Consider the following 20,442-nt stretch of genomic DNA (forward strand, 5'->3'; position numbering starts at 1 on the left):
TGCCCCATCTTCTTGCGGTGAGAGATGGCCGTCTTGCGCCGAACGGCTGGCGTGTTCGACGCCAGGTCGAAGGCCGATGGCTAGAGCGCCTGCGCAATGATGCGCAGCTTGCGCGATCCCGCGATGATGTCCCGGGGCTTGAGCCCGTAGACCTGGCGGATCGAATGGCTGAAATGCGTCGAATCGGGATAGCCGATGTCGAGCGCGACGTCGACCAGGCTGGCGTCCGTGTGCACATGGTGCAGCAGGCTGCGGGCCCGCTTCCACGCACGCACGTTGCGAAACGGAATACCCACCTCTTCCTTGAACAGATGCCGGAAGCGCGAGATCGACAGGTTCACGCGCGAAGCGCATTCGTCGGAGGCGACGGCACCGGTCGGATCGGCCTTGATGCGCTCCAGCACGCTCGCGATGCGCTGGTCGAGCGCGCGCGCGGGCAACGCCGCGCCGAAGAAGCTCCGGTCGAAATCGCACGGGTGCAGGTCGAGCGCGCCGTCTTGCGAAGCAAGCCGGCGATGGACCTCGCGCACATGCGTCGCGAAGTCGGGTGCGTGCACCGCGCCGCACAGGCGCAAGAGCGGCGGCAGCCGGCTCGCGTCGACCGTCTCGGGCTCGATCAGCACGATGAGCACGTTGCGGCCCTCGCAGGCGATCTCGTAGGGCACGTAAGGCTGGACGATCGCGACTTCGGTCGCTTGCCATTCGCCCCCGTCGAGCCGCACGCGCAGTCGGCCATCGATCGCGACGTACGCGACGAGGGCCCCTTGCGTGTGCAGGCTTCGGGCGCCGAGAAGGCCGGCATAGAAGAGGCGGTCCTTCGTGATCCACATGACGCGGTCGGCGCTGGTGCAGCGCCCGGGAACGAAGGCGTCGTCGGCATCCGTCATGTCGCGTCCGCGCTCTTGCGATCCAGCGGGCTCAAGCACCCTTGGCGGGAATGATGGGCAACAGGATGAAGGGCTCGTTGCCCTGGTCGAAGTGCAGCGTGTTCTCGCCGCCGAAGACCTCGGGCGGCCGGTCCTGCGGATTCGCGTGGCGGAACGGACCGACGCCCGTCATCGGATAGGGCTGGTCCGAGAAGCCGGCGTCGCCGAGTCCGTGGTCGTAGTCGCAGCCTCGAACGTTGAGGGCCAGCGTGTAGCCCGGCGGAATCACGATGGAGGTCGGCAGGATCTCGATGTCGAGCACGACCGGCTCGCCCGGTACGAGCGGCTGCAGTTCGTCGTGCGTGTGGTATGGGCGGTAGGGCAGCGACTTCGCCGCATCGAGCTTGCGGTGCGAGGCGCGCAGCCATCCCAGCGCGATCGGCACGCGCGGATCGTTGGAGCCGACGAACAACACCTCCTTGCCGTCCGGTGCGTAAAGGCGCAGCGCCAGGAAGAGATCGGCATCCGCCGTCCTGGAAGACACCACGAGCCGCGCCGCGATCGGGCCGGTGATCTCGATCTCCTCCCTGGCCGGCGGCAGCTTGAACATGAGCCCTTCGCCCATCGCCTGGTAGGCAATGCTGGCGCCGGTGGCCGGCGTGGTGCCCAGGGTGCGGCCGGCGGGCTCGAGGTAGTACTTCGTCCACTGCGTGCGGGCCAGCGGCCATTCCTGCTCGTCGCGGATCGTGAAGTGCTCGCCCGGCCGGCGAATCTGCAGTTGCACCGGCGGCTGGCGGTCCCAGCCCGTGTCCTTGCCCTGCAGGAAGTGGGCGAGAAAGCGCTTCTGCAACTCAACGCCCTCGGCGCGATAGAAGGGGCTGAAGTGGCTGTTGCCATGCACCTCCAGCCATTTCTGACTCGAGCCCGCATCGAGATAGCCTTCGAAATTGCCGCGCGGATGCACGCCCATGCCACCCCAGTTCGCGGCCGACAGCAGGGGCACCTCGATGCGGCTCACGTCGGGCTTGCGCGAGGAATAGAACGCGTCGTCGAGCGGGCGGTTCAACGACTCGTTGGACATCTTCGGCGCACGGTTGGCCGCCAGTTCCTCGTCCGACAGCGTTTGCGGGCCGCAGACCAGCTCGCCGTTGTTCGGATTGCGCGCGCCGCGCTCGCCATAGCCGTGCTGAATGCGCAGCACCTGGCGCTCATACCAGCCTTCGCCGAACTGCGAGTAGATGCCGCCGTGCCGCGCCGCGTCGCGATAGCGGTCGACGAAGCCTTCCCACACGCAGATGGCGGCGAGGTGCGGAGGCCGCAGCGCGGCCACGTACCACTGGTTGCTCGCGTAGTAGGAGATGCCGTTCATCCCGATCTTGCCGTTGCTCCACGGCTGTGCCGCCGCCCATTCGATGCATTCGTAGATGTCCTTCGTCTCCTGTTCCGAGGTCGGGTCGAGCACGCCCGGCGAGCGGCCCGCGCCGCGGCTGTCGACGCGGATGCAGATGAAGCCGTCCGGCACCCACTTCTCGGGATCGACGACCTCCCAGTTCATGTACTTGTTCGACGAACCTTCGGCGATGTCGGGGAAGTCGCGCACCATGCGGTCGTACGCGCTCTTGTAGCCCACCTGCATGGGCACGCCCTTGCCATAGGCGCCGTAGGAGATCAGCGCCGCATGACGGCCGGACTCCTGCGGGAGGAAGACGTCGGCGCGCAGCACGACGCCATCGCTCATCGGAATCGGCACATCCCAGAGGATGCGCATGCCGTCGGCATGGACGGCCTCGGGCATGTCGTTGGAGAGCGCGCCGTCGGCGCGGTTCGGGTTCGCTTGGTTCATGGTGATCTTTCCTTCTGAAACTCAACTGATCTGGATGCCCAGCGGCGGCAGGATCCTGGCGAAGCGGTCGATCTCGGCATCGACGAAGGCCTTGAAATCGCGCGGCGCCGTCGCCTCGAGCACGCCGCCGCCGTCCTGGATGTACTGGCGGTACTTCGGGTCCTGGCCGAGCCTGGCGAACATGGCGTGCAGCGAATTGGCCGTGGCTTCGTTCATGTTCTTCGGCCCCCAGATGCCCGACCAGGCGGGGATGTCGGGCACGTCCAGCCCGAGTTCGGCGAAGGTGGGCGTGTCGGGAACGATCGGCGAGCGCACGCTGCCCGAGAGCCCCAGCGCGCGCATCTGCCTGCCCTGGATCCAGCCTTGCGCGGAGACCGGCGCGAGGAAGGTGCAATCGACGACGCCCGAGACCAGGTCGTTGCTCGGCGCGCCCTTGTACGGGACATGGACCAGGTCGATGCCGGCGTTCCTGCAGAACAGCGAGGCCATGATGTGGGTGGGATTGCCCAGGCCCGAGTTCGCGATGGTGAGCTTGCCCGGCGATGCCTTCGCGGCATCGATGAACTGCTGCAGGGTCTTGAAGCGCGAGTTCGTGCCGACCAGCAGGGCCCAGCCGTAGTAGGTGGCGAAGCGGGTGATGGGCGTGAAGTCCGACTTCGAGTCGAAGGGCAGGTTCTTGTAGAGCACCGCGTTGGTCGTGTGGCCCGCGGAGTTCAGCAGCACCGTGTTGCCATCGGGCCTGGAGCGCGACACGTCCAGCGATCCGATCACCGCGCCCGCGCCGGGCTTGTTGTCGATGATGACGGTGCGCCCGCTCGTGGTCTCGAGGGTGTGCGCCATCAGCCGGCCGGTGACGTCCATGCCCGATCCCGCGGGAAAGGGCACGACGATCCGCAGCACATCCGACTTGGCCGGCTGGGCCATCGCCGGCAATGCGCTGCCGAGTGCCGCGCTGAGGAGGGTCCTGCGATTGATGTTGCTCATTGCTTTGTCTCCGGATTTGTTGTTCGAGGTGCCGCTTCGCGCATCGGCGCTCGCTGCGCTGCTAACGCGGCGAGAACGAGGTCGGCTTGAGGATCTGCGACTCCTGCTGCCGCAAGGCGCCCAGTTCCTTCGAGCGCGCCCTGTATTCCTGCCAGGCCGGATCGGCCTCCATGGCCGAGCGCCGTTGCTCGCGGTCGGCCAGACTCGCGAATCGCCACAGGTGCACGATCTGGTTGAGCGGGCCGATCTCGCTGACGTAGAAGCCGACCAGGCCTCCGAGGTACTTGTTCTGCAGCGGCAGCGCCATGCGCTCGTAGAGCTGCAGGAAGTCGGCGGCGCGCCCGGGTTCGGCGGTGTAGGTCCTGAGCTCGAAGATCATGGCTGCGCCTCGTTCTCCACGGGGTTCGACAGCACGCCGATGCCTTCGATCTCGATCTCGATGGTGTCGCCGGCCTTCATCCACACGGGAGGCTTGCGCGCATAGCCGACGCCCGCGGGCGTGCCCATCACGATCACGTCGCCCGGCTCGAGCGTGAGCGCTTCGGTGAGCAGGCACAGCGTTTCGGCCACGGGGAACAGCATCCGCGCGGTGTTGCTGCTCTGCATGACCGTGCCGTTGAGGCGCGACTCGATCTTCAGCCCCGCGGCACCGGGCGGCAGTTCGGACGCGGGCACCAGCCAGGGCCCGAGGGCGCCGGTGGCGTCGAAGTTCTTGCCGATGGTCCATTGCGCCGTCCTGCGCTGGTAGTCGCGCAAGGTGGCGTCGTTGAAGCAGGCATAGCCGGCCACGGCCTCGAGCGCATCGGCTTCGCTCAGGTGGCGCGAGGTCCTGCCGATCACCACGGCCAGCTCGGCCTCGAAGTCGAGCTGGCTCGAGACGCGCGGCCGCTGGATCGCCGCGCCGTGCGCCACGAGGGAAGACGCGCCGCGCAGGAAGAAGCTGGGGTAGTCGGGCCGCTGGTTGCCACCTTCGGCGGCGTGGTCCGCGTAGTTGAGCCCCAGGCAGATGATCTTGCCGGGCCGTGGCACCACGGGCAGCAGCTTGGCGCTGCCGAACGGAATGCGGGCCGTGGCGGGCGCGGAAGCGGCCTCCTGCGCGGCGGCGGCGAAGCCGGCCGCGCCGCGGCTGCAAAGGGCCACCATGTCACCGGGCAGGGTGACGATGGCGCCATCGACGACCGCGCCCAGGCGGGGCGCCGGATCGGAGTCGGTATGGAAAGTGACGAAGTTCATGGGCTTGCGAGAGGAAGGAGATCGATCAGGAGGTTTTCAGCCCGGCACCGACCGAACGCATCAGCGCATGCAGCGCGCCATGGCCCTCGAAGCCGATGCCAGGCCGCTGCGGCGGATGCACGAAGCCGTCCTCGACCCGCGTGTCGTCGGCGAAGCCCCCGAAGGAGCCGAACACACCGGGATAGGCCTCGCAACCACCGAGGCCCAGGCCGGCCACCAGCGCCAGCGACATCTGGTTGCCGCCGTGCGGGAAATGGCTGCCTGCGCCCCACCCCTGCGCCTCGAGCCCCAGCGCCATGCTGGCGAAGGCATGCAGGCCGTACGACTGCGGCGGGTCGACCTGGATCAGGTCCTTCTCGCTGCGCCAGCGACCGAGGCGCACGAGGTTGGTCACCTCCTGGTTGCCATAGAGGTTCTCGCCGACCGCGAGCGGTGGCGCGTACACCGAGGCCAGCTCGGCCATCAGCGCATAGTCGTTGGGATCGCAGGGCTCCTCGAACCAGCGCAGGTCGTACGACGCCAGCGCCTTCGCATAGACGAGCGCCTCGTCGCGCTGGAACTTGCAGTTGGCATCGACCGCGAGGTGGCTGCTGTCGGGCAGCACGCCGAGCGCGCAATCGATCCGGCGCAGGTCTTCGTCGAGCGATGCGCCGCCCACCTTGATCTTCACGTGGGTGTAGCCGGCGGCCTGGTGGCCGCGGATCTCGTCGGCCACGTCCCGCGGCACGCCGCCCGGGCGGTACCAGCCGCCGCCCACGTACACGGACACCTTGCGCTGCATGGTCCCGCCGCGATAGCGCCGCGCCAACACTTCCGCGGTCGGGAGATCCTGCGCCTTGCCGATGGCATCCCACAGCGCGGTCTCTATGGTGCCGATGGCGATCGAGCGTTCGGCATGGCCGCCCGGCTTCTCGCCGACGAGCATCGCCGTCACGGCCCTGGCCGGATCGAGCACGCCATCGGCGTCGAGCAGCGACTCGGGCCGGGCCCGCAGCAGCCGCGGGAAGAAGCGCTCGCGCATCGGCTGCCCGCAGGCGTAGCGGCCGGTGGAGTTGAACGCGTAGCCGGTGACCGGCGTCGCGCCGCTGCCCGGGTCCAGCCGTACCGCGACGATCGAGGTCGTCATCTCGGCGAAGGAGAACACGGCGTTGCGCATGGTGCTCTGCACCGGAAAAGCCGCTTCCTGGAGGTCGATGATCCGCATGGTGCTTTCTGTGTGTCCTGAACTTCTTGGGTGGGTGGTCTCAGCGCGACGGCTCGATGCCGGCCGCCCGGATGAACTTGCCGTAGCGCGCCTGTTCCTCGTCGATGTGCTTGCGGAAGGCTTCCGGGCTGGCCGGTGCCGCGGGCAGGAAACCCATGGCCAGCAGCCGCTCGCGCGCCTCGGGCTGGCGCAGCACCTCGCCGACATCGGCGTTGATCTTTTGCACGATGGCCGCGGGCGTGGCGGCCGGCGCCACGAAGCCCAGCCAGGCGCCATAGCGGAAGCCCGGGAAGCCGGACTCGGCCATGGTCGGAACCTTGGGCAGCACGGCCAGCCTTTCCGAGGTACCGACGGCCAGCGGCACGAGCCGGCCCGACTGCAGGAACGGCAGCACGGCGGAGACGCCGGCGAACATCACCTGCACCTGGTCGCCCACGACCGCCGTGGCGGCTTCCGCCGCGCCCTTGTAAGGCACGTGCAGCATCCGGATGCCCGCGCTGCGCATCAGGATCTCCATCGGGAGATGCTGGGCGCTGGCGACGCCGCTGGAGCTGAAGTTGATCTCGCCGGGCCTGGCCTTGGCGGCCTCCACCAGCTCCTTGACCGAACGCACCTTGAGGCTGGGCGACGCGACCAGCACGAAGGGGGTTTCGCCGATCAGCGCGATCGGCGCGAAATCCCTGAGGGGGTCATAGGGCAGCTTGGCGTACAGCGCCGGGTTCGCCGCCAGCGTGGTGTCGTTGGGCACCAGCAGCGTGTAGCCGTCGGCGGGTGCGCGGGCGACCTGCTGCGCGCCGATGATGCTGTTGGCCCCGACCTGGTTGTCGACCACGGTGCCCTGGTCCCAGCGTTGCGCGAGCTTGCCCGCCATGAAGCGCGAGGCCATGTCCGCGCCCGCGCCGGCCGCGAACGGCACGACGATGCGCACGGGCTTCTCGGGATAGTCGGCGTGGGCCGGGGTGCCCAGTGCAAGCACGGACAGCGCCAGGGCTGCGCAACGCAACGCGGTCTTGATCATCCTTGTCTCCATCTTTCTTGTCTGGCTGGCGGGCCCTGCGATCGCGCCCCGTCCGGCAGGCGCAATTCTGGAGGGGTTGATACCAACGCAAAAGAAGAGATTTCAGCTGCCATCCATCTAAAATTTAGCTGGAACGGCTCTGGAGACGAAACATGGATCTGCGGCAGGTGCGCTACTTCCTGACGGTGGCGGAGAAGGGAAGCATCAGTGCCGCCGCGGCGGTATTGCACGTGGCGCAGTCCGCGATCAGCCGACAGATGCGCCTGCTCGAGGAAGACCTGGGCGGCCCCCTCTTCCACCGGAGCATCGCGGGGGTGCAGCTCACCGACGGCGGCCTGATGTTCCTGGAACGCGCGCGCTTCATCCTGCGCGAGGTGGAGAGCACGACCCTGGACGTCTCCAACTTCAACCGCGGCATGCGCGGCTTTCATCGCGACGTGCGCGGCACGGTGCGGATGTCGTCGGCGCCCACGGTCGGGCAGGCGATCCACGGCCGCCTCGCGCTGGACTTCCGCCAGCGCTTTCCGCAGGTCCGGCTGGAGCTGACGGAAAGTCCCACCGACGACGCATTGCATCGGCTGACGGCCGGCACCATCGAACTGGCGATCGTGTCGAATCCCGGCAACCAGGAGCACGTCCATTTCACGCCGCTCGCGCGGCAGGAAATCGCGGTCTTCTGTCTTCCCGGCTCAAAGCTGGCCGCGCGTTCGAGCGTTCACGCACGCGAGCTGCGCAAGCTGCCGATCATCATTTCGCTGGGCCTGCGGCACAGCCTCGAGACCGAACACGGGGTGATGCAGCCGGTCATCCAGATCGACGGCAACGAAGGGGCCGCGCAACTCACTCGGGCGGACCTCGGCGTTGCCGTGCTGCCGAAATCCGTGGTGCGAACCTCGAGCATCTGGCAAGGCCTCGTGGCCGTGCCGGTGCGCGGCTTCTCGGTGGCCCGCATGCTCGCGGTGGCCAAGGGGCGGCCGGTCAGCCTGGCCGCGAAGGTCTTTCGCAGTGCCGTCGAGGAACAGATGGCGCTTTGCGTGGGGGAAGGACTCTTCCTGCCACCGTGACGCGAATCGGCCGCCAGAGGCCGATTCCGCCTGCCGTTCTCAGCCCGCGATCGAAGGCAGCGACGCGCCCTGCGGCGCGATGCGCGGCCCCACCACGATGCGCTGCGGTCGCTCCGCGCGCGGCGTCACGGGCAGCGCCTCCGGCCGGACGGCGGGCATCGTTGCGGGCGTGCCGAGCGCGCCCCACAGCGCAGCAAAGCGCACATCGGCTTCCTTGCGCAGCCGCGCGATCTGCTCGATGTCGGTGGACGCCGGCTTCAGGCGCCCTCCGCGCGTGCGCTGGTGCAGGCAGTGGATGGCCGCCTGGGCCTCGTCCTCCGCTCCCACCCAAGCCGCGAAAGCGGCATCCCGGTCGTCTTGCATGGCTTGGTCCTCAACAGTGAGCGTGATGGTGGGAGAAAGTGATGGCGCGGTCCGATCGCGCGCTGGACGACGCTATCGATTCCAGGCGCCGCTTCCTGTAGGCCAGCGCCGCCTCGCCTTGCCGGCCAGGGACCGTCGGCCCTGAATCCTGGTCGCGCCGACGGCGCCGTGTCAGGCCGGGCGACAGCGTGTAGGCATGGACTGATTGCGCGGGCCCCGAAGGCCTGTGACTATTTTTTCGGCACCGGGCTCCCGCGCCCCGCGCGCCACCAGGACCGTTCCGTGCACCCGCCCGGATTCCCTTCACGAAGACCTCGAGGACAAGCATATGACCCAGTTGAGCGTCGACCTCTACCAAAGCAGCACCGACCCGCAGAAATTCCTGGCCCTGCCGGCCGGCACCGACCCGACCGAGGTCACGGGGCCGATGGTCTTCGACCAGGACTACGCGCAGGTCGTGCGCTACCAGCAGGCCTTCGAGTTCGATCCCTCGGAGTCTTATGCGGGCGTCAACGCCGCCAAGATCGCGGCCGACATCCTGACCGTGAAATGGTCGACCTACCATCGCGAGCCCGTGCCGAAGGGGGGTGGGCGGCAAGGCTGAGCCGTCCGTCTCAGGTGCTGCCGATCCGCCGGGCCTCGGCCTCGATCACGAGCCGGTCGATGCGCTCGTCGGGCAGGTTGACCAGCAGTTCCACATGCCGGCGGATCGCATGCATGGTCTGCACGAAGGCGTCGTCGCCGAGCTCGTTGCCCGGCGCGCGCGGATCGGGATGCGACCAGTGCGCCGAGGCGGGCTGGCCGGGCCAGACCGGGCAGGTCTCGCCTGCGGATTCATCGCACAGCGTGACCACGAGGTCCATGTGCGGGGCCGAGGCCGCGCCGAATTCTTCCCAGCTCTTGCTGCGCAGTCCTTCGGTCGGCAGACCCGCGCCACGCAGCGCCTCGAGCGTGCGCGGATCGGCCTGGCCGTCGGCCGTGGGCGCATGGCCCGCGGAATGCGCGACGAAGCGGCCTTGGCCGAGCTGGTCGAGCAGCGATTCGGCGATCAGGCTGCGCGCGGCGTTGCTGTTGCAGAGGAACAGGACGTGGACGGGATGGCCAGGATTCATGGCGTGACGCGAGGCCGCGCGTCGCGGCCCGGTTTGTTGCGGACCCGGGCATTGACGCCGCTTCCGATGACGCACGCATGACAGCCCCGCGCCGGCGTGTGTAGTGCCGGCGTCACCTTCGCTGCGCACGATGGCGTCTTTCTCCACCTCACCGAAAGCACCGCATGTCCAACGACGCCAAGCTCATCGCCGCCGCCGAACTCGCCGACCACTACATCGAGATCATCCTGTCGGAAGAACCGGCCCTGCTGGTCGAGAAGATCGCCGACCAGGGCGCCAAGGACATCGCCAAGTCGGCCAAGGCGCTGGCCGAGTTCCGCCTGCAACTCGCGAAGGCACTGGCCGAGCAGCCGATCCCCGAGTACTTCGAGGAATCGGAAGAGGAAGAGGAGGAGTCGGAGGAAGAGTCCGCTGAAGACGGCAAGGACGAGCACTCCGACAAGTAAGCGACCCGCTCCGGCACTCCTCAGCCGCCCACGAGGCTGTCGAGCGCCGATGCGCGCCGCGCGGCGCCTTCGCGCGCGGCCGGCGCGAACTCGATCAGCGCGCCATGCGTCTTCGCGAGATCCGGCGCCTCGGGCGACGGCGTGGCCGCGGTGTGCAGCACCAGCGCATACGGCCCCTCGCCGCGCGCGCTGAGCCGCTGTTCCACCGCGCGGCCGATCGGCGTGGCGGCATCGGTCTTCGCGCTGGCGCGCGGCGACGAGAACACCAGCGCGCTGCCGCCGAGCGCGATCACGGCCAGCCGCACGCCGCTGCCCGGCAGCGCCACGGCTTCGCCGATATGCACCGCCACCTCGCCATGCCCGTCGCCGAGCAGCGCGCGGTAGCGCTCGAGCGTGGCGTCGAGGTCGTGCACCGCGAGCGCGAGGCTCGCGACGCCGAGCGCGCCATTGGGATGCGTGCGCGCGTCGCTCTCGGGCACGCGCAGCGCGCGCGGCGTGAGGTCGCCGCACAGGAAAGGCAGGTCGGCCGTCGCGGGCCGCGCGATCTGCCAGCGCAGGCGTTCGCCGTCGGGGCGCACGCGGCCGCCATCGACCGGCCCCTCGAGCGCCAGGCCGCGCGCCCTGGCCTCCTCGACGGTGACCGCGGTGCTGCGCGGCAGCAGCGCGAAGTCGACGATGCCTTCGCCATGGCGCTGCAGCAATTGCCACCAGCGCTCCTCGGGCGAGGGCGCGCGCCACGCGATCAGCTCGAAGTAGCTGCCGTCCTGGAACACCACCAGCGCGTTGTGCGTGGTGCGGCCCGGATGGTCGCCGCCGCGCAGCACCTGGAAGCCGAGCGCCGCGTAGTCGGCGATGGCGCTCTCGAGGTCGTGCACCGCGATGACGATGTGGTCGAGTTTCAATGACATGGTCGTGTGTTCTCCCGTGGGGGCGTGTGAAGTTCAGGAGGCGGTGCGCGCGGCGCCGTCGCCGCCCAGGTAGGCATCGCGGATGCGCGGGTCGTCGAGCAGCGCGGCGGCCGGGCCCGAGAGCACGATGCGCCCGGTCTGCAGCACGTAGCCGTGGTGCGCGATCTGCAATGCGAGGCTGGCGTTCTGCTCGACCATGAAGACCGAGACGCCCTGGGCATTGATGCGCGCGATCAGCTCGAGCACCTTGTCCACGTACAGCGGCGACAGGCCCATGGTCGGCTCGTCCATGCAGATGAGCTGCGGGCGGCCCATGAGCGCGCGCGCCATCGCCACCATCTGCTGCTCGCCGCCCGAGAGCGTGCCGGCCTGGAAGTCGATGCGCTCGGCCACGCGCGGGAACAGTTCGAGCATGCGCTCGAGGTCCTCGGCCACCGCGCGGCGGTCGTTGCGCGCGTAGGCACCCATCAGCAGGTTCTCGCGCACGGTCATCGCCGGGAACAGCCGGCGCGCCTCGGGCACCGAGCCGATGCCCTGGCGGATGATCTGCGGCGTGCTCAGGCCCAGCGTCGAGACGCCGTCGAACAGCACCTCGCCCGAGCGCGGCTTGAGCAGGCCCAGCACGATCTTCATGGTGGTCGACTTGCCGCTGGCATTGCCGCCGAGCAGGCTCACGATCTGGCCCTTGCGCACCTCGATGTCGAGATCGAAATGGGCCTGCACCGGGCCGTAGAAGCTGTTGACCTTGCGCAGTTGGAGCAGCGGATGAGCGGTGGTGCGGGCCGCGGGGCTCGCGGCTGGCGCGGCATGGTCCTCGTCGCGGCCGTCTCCCCACAACGGCGACGGCGGCAGCCCCGTGCGGGCGACGGTGGCGATCATGCGGGCACCGCCTCGGGCCGTGCCTGCCCCACCTGCCGGTGGCCGAGGTAGGCCTCGATCACCGCGGGGTCGTTGCGCACGTCGTCGGGCCGGCCCTCGGCGATCTTGCGGCCGTCGTCGAGCACGGCCACGCGGTCCGACAGCTGCATCACGAGGTCGAGCTTGTGCTCGATCAGCAGGATGGTCTGGCCGCGCGCCTTCAAGCCGCGGATGATCTCGAGCATCTCGGCGGTCTCGCTCTCGTTCATGCCGGCCGTGGGTTCGTCGAGCAGCAGCAGCCGGGGCTGGAGCGCGAGCGCGCGCGCGATCTCCACGCGGCGGCGGTTGGCGTACGAGAGGCTGTAGGCCGGGTGATCGACGCGCGGCGCCAGCCGTTCGCCGAACAGCGCGACGATCTCGAGCGCCTCCCGGCGCAGCGTCTCCTCCTCGCGCCGCACGGCGGCGGGCTGCACCAGCGCGAGCGCCAGTTCGGCCAGCGCGCCCAGGCCCGGCACGCCGCCCACGCGCGGCTTCACGGCGCGCAGCCGGGTGTGCGCGCCGACCAGCACGTTGTCGAGCACCGAGAGGTTGGCGAACACGCGCCCATGCTGGAAGGTGCGCGCCAGCCCGCGCGCGGCGAGCTGCTGCGCGGGCAGGCCCGTGATGTCCCGCCCCTCGAACAGCACCTGCCCTTCGTCGGGCCGGTCCAGGCCGGTCACGAGGTTGAATAGCGTGGTCTTGCCGGCCCCGTTGGGCCCGATCACGCTGAGCAATTCGCCCTCGCCCACGTGCAGGTCGATCGCGTTCACGGCCGTGAGGCCGCCGAAGCGGCGCACCAGGCCGCGGATCTCAAGCAGCGACGGCATCGCCCGCTTCCTGCGGCGCGCGGGCGGCCTGCGCCTTCGAGTTCACGAGCTTCACCTCGGCGCGGATGGTCTGCGGGTTGCGCAGCAGGTTGAGGATCGGGCAGTTGCGCTCCACTGCCTCGAACAGCGCGTCGATCTCGGCACGGCTCGCGGGCGAATCGATGTGCACCGTGTAGCCGATCTGGTGCGGCCAGATCGGCGTGCTCTCGTGGCCCGGCTTGCCGCCGCGCGGATCGATGAGGCCCGTGACCTCGACCTCGAGGCTTTCCAGCGGCACCTGGCGCTCGGCCGCCTGGATCAGGAAGATGTGCGTGACGCAGGTGCCGAGCACGCCGAGCTGCAGCTCGGGCGAGCTCGGGCCGAGGTCGTAGCCCGCGAAGTTCGGCGGGCTGTCGCTGATGACCTGGTGGTCGCGGATGCGCAGCCGGCGCACGCCGCTGCGGCCCTCGGCCTTCACGCTGGCCTTCAGTTGCAGCGGCTGCGCGCTGCCCGCGTCGACGGCGGCATTGCGCGCCAGCACGGCGGCGCGCTTCTCGGCGAGGTAGTCGTTGAGATGGCTCATGGTGTGGTTCCTTCTTCAGACGGTGCCCAGCAGGCCTTGCGGGCGGAAACGGATCAGCAGCAGCAGCGCGACGCCGTAGATCAGCATGCGGTACTCGGCGGTGACGCGGAACAGTTCGGGCAGGCTCACGAGCGCGACCGCGCCGAGCAGCGCGCCGCTGATGTTCCCGAGCCCGCCGAGGATCACCATGGTGAGCGCGAGGATCGAGATCTGCGAGCCGAAGGTCTCGTGGTTGATGTACGAGTACATGTGGGCCGTGAAGGCGCCGCTCACGCCGGCCGCGAAGCCGCCGAAGCCGAAGGCCAGCGCCTTGTAGCGGTCGGGGCTCACGCCGTAGGCGCGCGCGGCCACCTCGTCCTCGCGCACCGCGCGGAAGGTGCGGCCCAGGTGCGAGCCCAGCAGCCGCCACTGCAGCAGCGCGAGCAGCACCATGGCGCCGAACGAGGCCCAGTAGATCGCGCCGTTCGACGAGGCATCGCGCCCGAACAGCGACAGCGGCGGTATGCCCGAGACGCCGATCGGACCGCGCGTGAGGCTCTCCCAATTGAGGATGGTGAGCGCCACGATCTCGCCGATGCCCAGCGTGGCGATCGACACGTAGTGGCCGCGCAGCCGGAAGGCCGGGAAGATCAGCGCGGTGCCGATCAGCGAGGTGAGGATGCCGGCCAGCACGATGCCCGTGCCCACCGGCAGGTGCAGGTCGAGCACCAGCAGCGAGGAGGCATAGGCGCCGATGGCCAGCAGTCCCGCATGGCCGAGCGAGATCTGGCCGACGGTGCCCGCCACCAGCGTGAGGCTCAGCGCCAGCGCCGCATAGAGCCAGGCGTTGGTGAGCGTCTGCAGCAGGTAGGGCGAGGGATCGAACAGCGGCAGCAGCACCGCGGCCGCGAACAGCGCCACGAGCAGCCGGCGCGGCACGCGCCAGGGCTTGCTGGGCGCGATGAAGGTACCGGTCAGCGGCTCGGGCGGCAGCGCGCGCTTGCGGCCGAACAGGCCGTTGGGCTTCCACACCAGGATCGCCAGCAGCAGCGCGAAGGCGAACAGGTTGCGATAGGGCGTGCCCAGCAGCGCCACGCCGTAGCTCTCGATCAACCCGAGCAGCAGGCTGCCGACGATGGCGCCCGGCACGTTGCCGACGCCGCCGACCACGGTGGCGACCACGCCCTTGAGCGTGGCCTGGAAGCTCATCGCGGGACTGATGTTGTTGTAGTACATGCCCACCAGCAGGCCCGACAGCCCGCCGAGCGCGGCCGCGATCGCGAACACGGTCTGGTTCACGCGGTCGACGTCGACGCCCATCTGCTGCGCCGCGTCGCGGTCCTGCGCGGTGGCGCGCACCGCCCAGCCCAGCCTGGTGAAGCGCAGGAAGCCGAACAGCACGGCCGCGCTCGCGAGGCCGATGCCCGCGATCAGCAGGTCGAGCGCGCCGATGGTGCCGCTGCCGACCTGCAGCCGCCAGTCGGGCAGCGCCGTGGGCAGCGCGCGCGGATCGGGGCTGAAGACCAGTTGCACCAGGATGTCGAGCACGAAGCTGATGCCGATGGTGGCCAGCAGCGGCGCGATGCGCGCCGCGCCCTGCAGCGGGCGCAGCCCCACGCGCTCGATCAGCATGCCGAGCGCGCCCGAGCCCAGCACCACCAGCGCGATCGTCACGGGCAGCGGCGTGTGCAGAAAAGTGATCGAGGCCCAGCCGATGTAGGCGCCGACGGTGTAGACCGAGCCGTGCGCGAAGTTGATCAGGTGCGAGACGCCGAAGATCAGTGCCAGCCCGACCGCCAGCAACGCATAGATGTTGCCGATGATCAGGCCGTTGACCGTGTAGTCGAAGAAGGAACCGAAGTTCATCGAAGGACCGCCGTCTGCGCGCGCCAGGGCGCGCGGTGCGCGAGACCGATCATTTGGTCGAGGCCAGCGCCGCCTTCTCGTCGAGCTGCGTCCACTTGCCGTCCTTCACCACCAGGTTCACGCTCTTCACGCCGATCACGCGGCGCGTCTGCGGATCGAAGCTGGCCTTGCCGAAGATCACGCTGGGCACGTCCTTGATCTTGTAGAAGGCATCGCGCACCGCCTTGCGGTCGGCGTTGGGTCCGGCCTGGCGCAGCGCGGCGGCCGCGTACACCACGGCGTCGTAGGCATAGGCGTTGAAGGCGTCGGGTTCCTTGTCGTACCTGGCGCGGAAGCTCTTCACGAAGTCGCGCACCTCCGCGCGCGGCTCCTCGGGGAAGAAGGCGGTGTTGGTGTGGATGCCGTTGACCGCGGCGCCGCCGAGCTCGATGAACTTCGGCGAATAGACCGAGCCCACCGCCGCGATCGGCTGCTTCAGGCCCACGCTGCGCACCTGGCCCGCGATGAGCGCGCCGTCGGGGTAGTAGGAGATCAGCACCAGGCCATCGGGGTTGGCGTCGCGCACGCGCACGAGCGTCGAGCGGAAGTCCTTCTCGTCGGGCTGGTAGCCCTCGGCGATGGCGAGCTGCGCGCCGCGTTCCTGCGCGGCCTTCACCAGCACGTCCTTGCTGGTGCGGCCCCAGTCGGTGTTGAGATAGAGCACCGCGATGCGCTTGAAGCCCAGCGTCTTGACCGCGAGATCGGCCAAGAGCGGCTGCGCGTCGGCCTGGCTGATCGACGGGCTCCAGATGTAGTCGCCGCCCTTGGTGAAGTCGGGATGCGAGTTGGTGAAACCCAGTTGCACCAGGCCCGCGCGCTGGTAGATCGGCGAGGCCGCCATCGAGGCCGGGCTCGAGAAGTCGCCGAGCTCGATCAGCACGCGCTTGTCGTTCACCAGCTTCTGCGCGATCGCGACCGACTGGCGCGGGTCGCTCTGGCTGTCCTCGAAGTTGTAGGCCAGCGGCCGGCCATGGATGCCGCCCTGCGCGTTGATGTGCTCGAGCGCGAGGTCGAAGCCCGCCTTCCACTGCGCGCCGTACTGCGCGTTCTGGCCGGTCAGCGGACCGCTGACGCCGAACCAGACGGGCTCGCCGCTGGCCGGCGCGGCCAGGACGGGTGCGGACAGTGCGAAGGCGGCGCCGGCCAGCGACAGCGCGGCGATCCGGTGCAGGAAGCGTTGGCGGGAGATCGGTGTTGGCATGGTGTGGGGGTCCCGGGGCATGAAGATCAGGCCGGCCATTCTTCGCGTTGCCCGTGGCCGCTGGAACGAAAAAAAGCGCTGCGCGATATGCGTTTTCCGAGCAAGGCATGGCGTGCTCTCGACGCTCTCCGCGCTCTTGCAGGCCGGACATATGCATGACCGAAAACATTCGTTGGATAGGCGCGGACCGCGCCCGGACACTCGCCGCTTCGAATATTCCGGTGGAGAAGCCCTGATGACCGACTCTCTTTCCTCGCGCCTGCCGCCTTCGCGCCGCAGCGTTCTTCAAGCCGGCGCCGCCGCCGCCGTCGTGGGCTCCGCGGCCCTGCTCGGCGCTTCGGCCTGGTCGCAGCCGCGCAAGCTGACCTTTGCCTGGAGCCAGGCCGGCTTCTGCTTAGCGCCCGTGCCGGTCGCGCTCGAGCGCGGTTTCTTCGAGAAGAACGGGCTCGATGTCGAGCTGCTGAACTGGGCCGGCTCGTCCGACCAGATGCTCGAGGCACTGGCCACCGGCAAGGCCGACGTCGGCGTGGGCCTGATCCACCGCTGGGTCAAGCCGCTGGAAGCCGGCTTCGACGTGAAGGTGGTCGGCAGCGTGCATGGCGGCTGCCTGCGGCTGGTGGGTGCCAAGGCCGCCGGCGTGACCACCGAGCTCGCGAGCCTCAAGGGCAAGACCATCGGCGTGTCGGACCAGAACAGCCCGGCGCGCCAGTTCTATGCGATCCATCTCGCCAAGAAGGGCATCGACATCGACAAGGACGTCGACTGGCGCGTCTATCCGGCCGACCTGCTCGACATCGCCGTGAAGAAGGGCGAAATCCAGGCCATTGCCGACGGCGACCCGAACATCTACCTGATCGAGAAGCGCAACCCCGGCGTCTTCACCGAGATCGCCAACAGCGCCAAAGGCGAGTACGCCGAGCGCCTGTGCTGCATCGTCGGCGCGCGCGGCGAGTTCGCGCGCAACGACAAGCCGCGCGCCGCCGCCACCGTGCGCGCGCTGGCGCAGGCCTCCGACTACGTCGCCGAGAACCCGAACGAGTCGGCCCGCATCTATGCCAAGTACGCGCCCAAGGTGGCGGTGGAAGACCTGCAGAAGCTGTTCACCGAGCTGACCTACAAGCACCATCCGGCGGGCAAGGCGCTGCGCAACGAGGTGGAGGCGTTTGCGACGGACTTCCGGAATGCGGGGATCCTGAAGAAGAGCACGGACGTGGTTCGGTTTGCGAACCACGTGTCGCTGGACGTGCTGGCTTGAGGGGCTACAGGCCGGGTGGCTTCTCGAAGAAGAAGCAGTCCGGCAGGATGGCCGGCGCGATGTGGTCGATGTCTTTGGCCGACACGCCGCAAGCGAAGAAGCCGTCGCGCCAGTGCCGGATTCCATCGACCAGCCGATCGATGTGCCCGCGCGCCTTTTCGGTCGACAGACCGAAGCGCCCGGCCTGCGACAGCAGGTTGTAGATGCTGGCCGTGCGGCCGTGATCGCCGACGGTCAAGGCCAGGTCGCGGCGCTCCAGGCTGACCATGGGCGCGGGCACGAGGTCGTAGGCCGGAGACAGGCGCCATCCCTTCTGCCTTCGCAGCAGGGCGTGGTTGCGTGGATGATCGTCGTTGTTGGTCACGGCGGCATTGAAGACCATCCGCCTGAACAGCTCGGTGCAGTCGGCTTCCGGCTTGTCGGACCAGCGACGCAGGTTGTCGGCCAGCAGCGGGTAGGACCAGCGCTCTCGGTCCAGGTGGCTGTCGCCGCAGTCGAGCACCGTCAGCCCGCTGACGAGACCGAAGCGCAGATAGCCGTCGTCGGTGTGGTCGCGATCGAAGCGCTGCAGCATCAGCACGTCGCTCTGACCGACCGCTTCCAGCCTGGCCTGGGTGACGTTCAGGCCGCAACGGCGCGTCAGGTCCAGCGTCGCGAACTCGACGCGCTGCAGATTGAAGCGATCGCCTCTGGCGGGAAACTTGCCGAGCCAGAGGCTTTGCGCGTCCTCGATCGTGGCCTTGGGCCGCGCACCGCCCATGCTGGTGCCGGGATCGAGCTGTTCGAGCAGATGCGCTGCCACCGGTCGGCCCTCTTCGATCGCCTGCGTAGCCGCGATCAGTTCGGCCAGTTGGTGCGTGCGGTTGTAGTGCCGCCTGGGCGCGGGCGGTTCGACCTTCAGGCCGAAGCTCAGGTAGCCGGCCCCGTCCTGTGGCCCGTGCAGCAGATAGTCGATCTCCTCGAGATCGCCCGCGCTGCGCTTGAGCTTGTGCTCGATCACCCGCCGTCCCCAGGCGTCGGGGCCGGCGTCCCGCACCGCGCCCGGAATTCCCTTGAGTTGCGTGAACTCGAAGACCTCCTTGGCGAGGGGCAGGCGGAACGGGTCGAGCGCAACCGCTTCCTTGCGCTGAAGGTAACGGTCACCGTAGCGAAAGCGACCGATCCGCGTGCCATCGGCCAGTGTCTGCACCCGGAGCAACGCCCGCCGGCACCGTCTCCAGGGTGCCGGGAAGCTGGATGTAGACGTAGGCTTCGCGCTCAGAAGTCATAGTCGTCGCTCGTCTTGCGGACCTTGCCCGCGCGCGTGGGGCGGTGGGATGCTTCGAGTGCCTTGCCGTGCAGATCGCCGTCGGGATCCGCCACCGCGTCCAGGGAGTTGTCGAGGCCCAGCGCCCACAGCACGGTGAAGCACACGCCGATCGCCGTACCCGGCTTCCCGAGTTCCAGCGCGGTGAGGGTGTTGCGGTTGATGCCGGCCTTGCTGGCCAGATCGGCCACCGACCAGCCACGACGGATCCGCGCGACACGGATGCGCTGCCCCAGCCGCGCAACATGCTCGGTGGCTTGGGAGGGCATCGAGAAATTGCTCATTTTACTAGGCGTAAAGTCACTTAATGCCCATTATGTTAGGCATTTTGATTCGATGGCGCAAGCAGAAATACAAGCTCGGCGGGACGGATTCGGATCGGTCGCTCGCCCCCGCTTTTCCGCATATCCACATGCGCAAAGAGCGCATGCAACCCATGCGAACTTTCCTAGCATCGGGCGCAGCATCCATTCCACCCAGCGCTCCCGCGCTCCCACGCCATGTCCTCCGTGCTTGCCGCCGAACGGCCGACCGTTGCCGAACCTTCTTCCGTTGTCCCGTTCAGGATCGCCGCGATCGACGCATCGCTCGGCGCCGAGGTCACAGGTCTCGACGCCACGCGCCCGGTGCCGGCCGCGCAGGTGCGTGCGCTCAAGGAGGCGCTGCTCGAGCGGCATGTGCTGGTGCTGAAGGAACAGCGGCTCGACGACGCGCAGTTCGAGCGCCTGGCCAGCTACTTCGGCGCCGTGTTCCGTCCGCCGTCGAACGTGCCGGTGCTCGGCTCCGATCCCTATGGCGGCAACACGCCCGACATCGTGCGGGTGTCGAACGTCGACGGCGGCGTGCTCGGCCATGACGAGCTCGCGGCGCATGCCGACCACCACTGGACGCCGGTGCCGTCGTCGGGTTCGCTGCTCTACGGCATCGAGGTGCCCTCGGAGGGCGGCGACACCACCTGGTACAACCTCGCGGCCGCCTGGGACGAGCTCGATGCGGGCACGCAGCGCGAGATCGAGCACCTGCGGCTCATCACCTACAACCCCTTCCTGCGCAAGCTCAAGCCGCTCACCACCGGCTTCCCGCTCTACCGCACGCCCGACATCGCGCCGCTCGAACCCTTCGAGGTGCATCCGCTGGTGCGCACCCATCCCGACAGCGGCCGCCGCATCCTCTACCTGGGCGCGCGCACCGAGGTCGAGATCGTCGGCGTCGATCCGCAGTACGGCGCCGCGCTGATCGCGCGCCTGCGCCAGCACCTGCTGCAGCCGCGCTTCGCCTACACGCACCGCTGGAGCGTGGGCGACATCGTCTACTGGGACAACCAGGCCACGCTGCATGCGCGCAGCGCCTTCGACAACGGCGAGCGCCGCGTGCTCAAGCGCATCAGCCTCTCGGGCAGTCGCCCGTACTGACACCGCTACCGGCACTTCCCACGCGCACCGCCATGCGCGCCACCGCCCCGCGCGGCG

The 20,442-nt window shown here is 68.9% G+C and carries 22 protein-coding genes; 5 read left to right on the forward strand and 17 right to left on the reverse strand.

The genetic code is table 11. The features are described from left to right. Positions 1-80 precede the first annotated feature (80 nt). The 7 genes from AC1HIL_RS33225 to AC1HIL_RS33255 form a co-directional block, all read right to left on the reverse strand. Positions 81-887, reverse strand: coding sequence for a helix-turn-helix transcriptional regulator (locus AC1HIL_RS33225; protein ID WP_479669072.1), 807 nt, complete (start codon positions 885-887; stop codon positions 81-83). A gap of 31 nt (positions 888-918) precedes the next feature. Next, positions 919-2,709 carry a CocE/NonD family hydrolase gene (locus AC1HIL_RS33230; RefSeq protein ID WP_479669071.1) on the reverse strand — a complete coding sequence of 597 codons (1,791 nt, stop codon included), beginning with the start codon at positions 2,707-2,709 and terminating at the stop codon, positions 919-921. A 21-nt stretch (positions 2,710-2,730) separates the two neighbouring features. Beyond that, a complete protein-coding gene (locus AC1HIL_RS33235; protein ID WP_479669070.1) occupies positions 2,731-3,693 on the reverse strand; it encodes a Bug family tripartite tricarboxylate transporter substrate binding protein in 963 nt (320 codons plus the stop codon). Between the two features lie 61 nt (positions 3,694-3,754). Further along, positions 3,755-4,072 carry an NIPSNAP family protein gene (locus AC1HIL_RS33240; protein ID WP_057592639.1) on the reverse strand — a complete coding sequence of 106 codons (318 nt, stop codon included), beginning with the start codon at positions 4,070-4,072 and terminating at the stop codon, positions 3,755-3,757. Continuing rightward, positions 4,069-4,926: a fumarylacetoacetate hydrolase family protein gene (locus AC1HIL_RS33245; protein ID WP_479669069.1), complete on the reverse strand. Its 858-nt coding sequence runs from the start codon at positions 4,924-4,926 to the stop codon at positions 4,069-4,071. Before AC1HIL_RS33245 ends, AC1HIL_RS33240 begins: the two co-directional genes overlap by 4 nt. Positions 4,927-4,951: 25 nt before the next feature. Beyond that, a complete protein-coding gene (locus AC1HIL_RS33250) occupies positions 4,952-6,130 on the reverse strand; it encodes an enolase C-terminal domain-like protein (RefSeq protein ID WP_479669068.1) in 1,179 nt (392 codons plus the stop codon). 40 nt (positions 6,131-6,170) lie between these two features. Continuing rightward, entirely contained in the window at positions 6,171-7,148 is a 978-nt protein-coding gene (locus AC1HIL_RS33255) for a Bug family tripartite tricarboxylate transporter substrate binding protein (protein ID WP_057592636.1), read from the reverse strand. A gap of 152 nt (positions 7,149-7,300) precedes the next feature. Between AC1HIL_RS33255 and AC1HIL_RS33260 the strand changes: the two genes are divergently transcribed. Beyond that, positions 7,301-8,212 carry a LysR family transcriptional regulator gene (locus AC1HIL_RS33260; protein WP_479669067.1) on the forward strand — a complete coding sequence of 304 codons (912 nt, stop codon included), beginning with the start codon at positions 7,301-7,303 and terminating at the stop codon, positions 8,210-8,212. A 39-nt stretch (positions 8,213-8,251) separates the two neighbouring features. Here AC1HIL_RS33260 and AC1HIL_RS33265 read toward each other — a convergent pair whose 3' ends face one another. Next, the gene (locus AC1HIL_RS33265) at positions 8,252-8,575 is read right to left on the reverse strand and encodes a hypothetical protein (RefSeq protein ID WP_057592634.1); all 324 of its coding nucleotides are present in this window, start codon (positions 8,573-8,575) and stop codon (positions 8,252-8,254) included. Between the two features lie 328 nt (positions 8,576-8,903). Between AC1HIL_RS33265 and AC1HIL_RS33270 the strand changes: the two genes are divergently transcribed. Then, positions 8,904-9,179, forward strand: coding sequence for a hypothetical protein (locus AC1HIL_RS33270; RefSeq protein ID WP_057592633.1), 276 nt, complete (start codon positions 8,904-8,906; stop codon positions 9,177-9,179). A gap of 10 nt (positions 9,180-9,189) precedes the next feature. Here AC1HIL_RS33270 and AC1HIL_RS33275 read toward each other — a convergent pair whose 3' ends face one another. After that, positions 9,190-9,687, reverse strand: coding sequence for an arsenate reductase ArsC (locus AC1HIL_RS33275; RefSeq protein WP_479669066.1), 498 nt, complete (start codon positions 9,685-9,687; stop codon positions 9,190-9,192). Positions 9,688-9,851: 164 nt separating this feature from the next. Here AC1HIL_RS33275 and AC1HIL_RS33280 point away from each other — a divergent pair, with 164 nt between their 5' ends. Continuing rightward, complete coding sequence (locus AC1HIL_RS33280) at positions 9,852-10,133, forward strand: hypothetical protein (protein ID WP_479669065.1); 282 nt, start codon at positions 9,852-9,854, stop codon at positions 10,131-10,133. 20 nt (positions 10,134-10,153) lie between these two features. On the opposite strand, the gene AC1HIL_RS33285 is transcribed toward AC1HIL_RS33280, so the two are convergent. The 6 genes from AC1HIL_RS33285 to AC1HIL_RS33310 are packed head-to-tail and all read right to left on the reverse strand — an operon-like array spanning position 10,154 to position 16,412. After that, complete coding sequence (locus AC1HIL_RS33285; protein WP_479669064.1) at positions 10,154-11,041, reverse strand: VOC family protein; 888 nt, start codon at positions 11,039-11,041, stop codon at positions 10,154-10,156. Positions 11,042-11,074: 33 nt separating this feature from the next. Beyond that, the gene (locus AC1HIL_RS33290) at positions 11,075-11,920 is read right to left on the reverse strand and encodes an ABC transporter ATP-binding protein (protein WP_422099239.1); all 846 of its coding nucleotides are present in this window, start codon (positions 11,918-11,920) and stop codon (positions 11,075-11,077) included. After that, entirely contained in the window at positions 11,917-12,765 is an 849-nt protein-coding gene (locus AC1HIL_RS33295) for an ABC transporter ATP-binding protein (RefSeq protein WP_422099240.1), read from the reverse strand. The genes AC1HIL_RS33290 and AC1HIL_RS33295 overlap by 4 nt, the downstream gene beginning before the upstream one ends. Beyond that, a complete protein-coding gene (locus tag AC1HIL_RS33300) occupies positions 12,749-13,327 on the reverse strand; it encodes an OsmC family protein (protein ID WP_057592629.1) in 579 nt (192 codons plus the stop codon). The genes AC1HIL_RS33295 and AC1HIL_RS33300 overlap by 17 nt, the downstream gene beginning before the upstream one ends. A gap of 15 nt (positions 13,328-13,342) precedes the next feature. Continuing rightward, a complete protein-coding gene (locus tag AC1HIL_RS33305; RefSeq protein WP_422099241.1) occupies positions 13,343-15,172 on the reverse strand; it encodes an ABC transporter permease in 1,830 nt (609 codons plus the stop codon). Between the two features lie 49 nt (positions 15,173-15,221). Beyond that, on the reverse strand, positions 15,222-16,412 hold the full coding sequence (locus tag AC1HIL_RS33310) for an ABC transporter substrate-binding protein (RefSeq protein WP_479669063.1): 1,191 nt from the start codon (positions 16,410-16,412) through the stop codon (positions 15,222-15,224). A 235-nt stretch (positions 16,413-16,647) separates the two neighbouring features. On the opposite strand from AC1HIL_RS33310, the gene AC1HIL_RS33315 reads away from it, so the two are divergent. Beyond that, a complete protein-coding gene (locus tag AC1HIL_RS33315; RefSeq protein ID WP_261210540.1) occupies positions 16,648-17,667 on the forward strand; it encodes an ABC transporter substrate-binding protein in 1,020 nt (339 codons plus the stop codon). 4 nt (positions 17,668-17,671) lie between these two features. Here the strand turns inward: AC1HIL_RS33315 and AC1HIL_RS33320 are convergent, their stop codons facing one another. After that, positions 17,672-18,856, reverse strand: a complete 1,185-nt coding sequence (locus AC1HIL_RS33320) for a type II toxin-antitoxin system HipA family toxin (protein WP_479669062.1) — start codon at positions 18,854-18,856, stop codon at positions 17,672-17,674. Positions 18,857-18,924: 68 nt separating this feature from the next. After that, a complete protein-coding gene (locus AC1HIL_RS33325; protein ID WP_422099245.1) occupies positions 18,925-19,242 on the reverse strand; it encodes a helix-turn-helix transcriptional regulator in 318 nt (105 codons plus the stop codon). A gap of 231 nt (positions 19,243-19,473) precedes the next feature. On the opposite strand from AC1HIL_RS33325, the gene AC1HIL_RS33330 reads away from it, so the two are divergent. Beyond that, positions 19,474-20,385, forward strand: a complete 912-nt coding sequence (locus tag AC1HIL_RS33330) for a TauD/TfdA dioxygenase family protein (RefSeq protein ID WP_479669061.1) — start codon at positions 19,474-19,476, stop codon at positions 20,383-20,385. The last annotated feature ends 57 nt before the right edge of the window (positions 20,386-20,442 follow it).

It is taken from the genome of Variovorax sp. ISS6, from assembly GCF_056523145.1.

Coding starts and splice junctions, on each gene's coding strand:
- AC1HIL_RS33225 (WP_479669072.1), bottom strand. CDS start 887: ATGACGGATGCCGACGACGCCTTCGTTCCCGGGCGCTGCACCAGCGCC.
- AC1HIL_RS33230 (WP_479669071.1), bottom strand. CDS start 2,709: ATGAACCAAGCGAACCCGAACCGCGCCGACGGCGCGCTCTCCAACGAC.
- AC1HIL_RS33235 (WP_479669070.1), bottom strand. CDS start 3,693: ATGAGCAACATCAATCGCAGGACCCTCCTCAGCGCGGCACTCGGCAGC.
- AC1HIL_RS33240 (WP_057592639.1), bottom strand. CDS start 4,072: ATGATCTTCGAGCTCAGGACCTACACCGCCGAACCCGGGCGCGCCGCC.
- AC1HIL_RS33245 (WP_479669069.1), bottom strand. CDS start 4,926: ATGAACTTCGTCACTTTCCATACCGACTCCGATCCGGCGCCCCGCCTG.
- AC1HIL_RS33250 (WP_479669068.1), bottom strand. CDS start 6,130: ATGCGGATCATCGACCTCCAGGAAGCGGCTTTTCCGGTGCAGAGCACC.
- AC1HIL_RS33255 (WP_057592636.1), bottom strand. CDS start 7,148: ATGATCAAGACCGCGTTGCGTTGCGCAGCCCTGGCGCTGTCCGTGCTT.
- AC1HIL_RS33260 (WP_479669067.1), top strand. CDS start 7,301: ATGGATCTGCGGCAGGTGCGCTACTTCCTGACGGTGGCGGAGAAGGGA.
- AC1HIL_RS33265 (WP_057592634.1), bottom strand. CDS start 8,575: ATGCAAGACGACCGGGATGCCGCTTTCGCGGCTTGGGTGGGAGCGGAG.
- AC1HIL_RS33270 (WP_057592633.1), top strand. CDS start 8,904: ATGACCCAGTTGAGCGTCGACCTCTACCAAAGCAGCACCGACCCGCAG.
- AC1HIL_RS33275 (WP_479669066.1), bottom strand. CDS start 9,687: ATGAATCCTGGCCATCCCGTCCACGTCCTGTTCCTCTGCAACAGCAAC.
- AC1HIL_RS33280 (WP_479669065.1), top strand. CDS start 9,852: ATGTCCAACGACGCCAAGCTCATCGCCGCCGCCGAACTCGCCGACCAC.
- AC1HIL_RS33285 (WP_479669064.1), bottom strand. CDS start 11,041: ATGTCATTGAAACTCGACCACATCGTCATCGCGGTGCACGACCTCGAG.
- AC1HIL_RS33290 (WP_422099239.1), bottom strand. CDS start 11,920: ATGATCGCCACCGTCGCCCGCACGGGGCTGCCGCCGTCGCCGTTGTGG.
- AC1HIL_RS33295 (WP_422099240.1), bottom strand. CDS start 12,765: ATGCCGTCGCTGCTTGAGATCCGCGGCCTGGTGCGCCGCTTCGGCGGC.
- AC1HIL_RS33300 (WP_057592629.1), bottom strand. CDS start 13,327: ATGAGCCATCTCAACGACTACCTCGCCGAGAAGCGCGCCGCCGTGCTG.
- AC1HIL_RS33305 (WP_422099241.1), bottom strand. CDS start 15,172: ATGAACTTCGGTTCCTTCTTCGACTACACGGTCAACGGCCTGATCATC.
- AC1HIL_RS33310 (WP_479669063.1), bottom strand. CDS start 16,412: ATGCCAACACCGATCTCCCGCCAACGCTTCCTGCACCGGATCGCCGCG.
- AC1HIL_RS33315 (WP_261210540.1), top strand. CDS start 16,648: ATGACCGACTCTCTTTCCTCGCGCCTGCCGCCTTCGCGCCGCAGCGTT.
- AC1HIL_RS33325 (WP_422099245.1), bottom strand. CDS start 19,242: ATGCCCTCCCAAGCCACCGAGCATGTTGCGCGGCTGGGGCAGCGCATC.
- AC1HIL_RS33330 (WP_479669061.1), top strand. CDS start 19,474: ATGTCCTCCGTGCTTGCCGCCGAACGGCCGACCGTTGCCGAACCTTCT.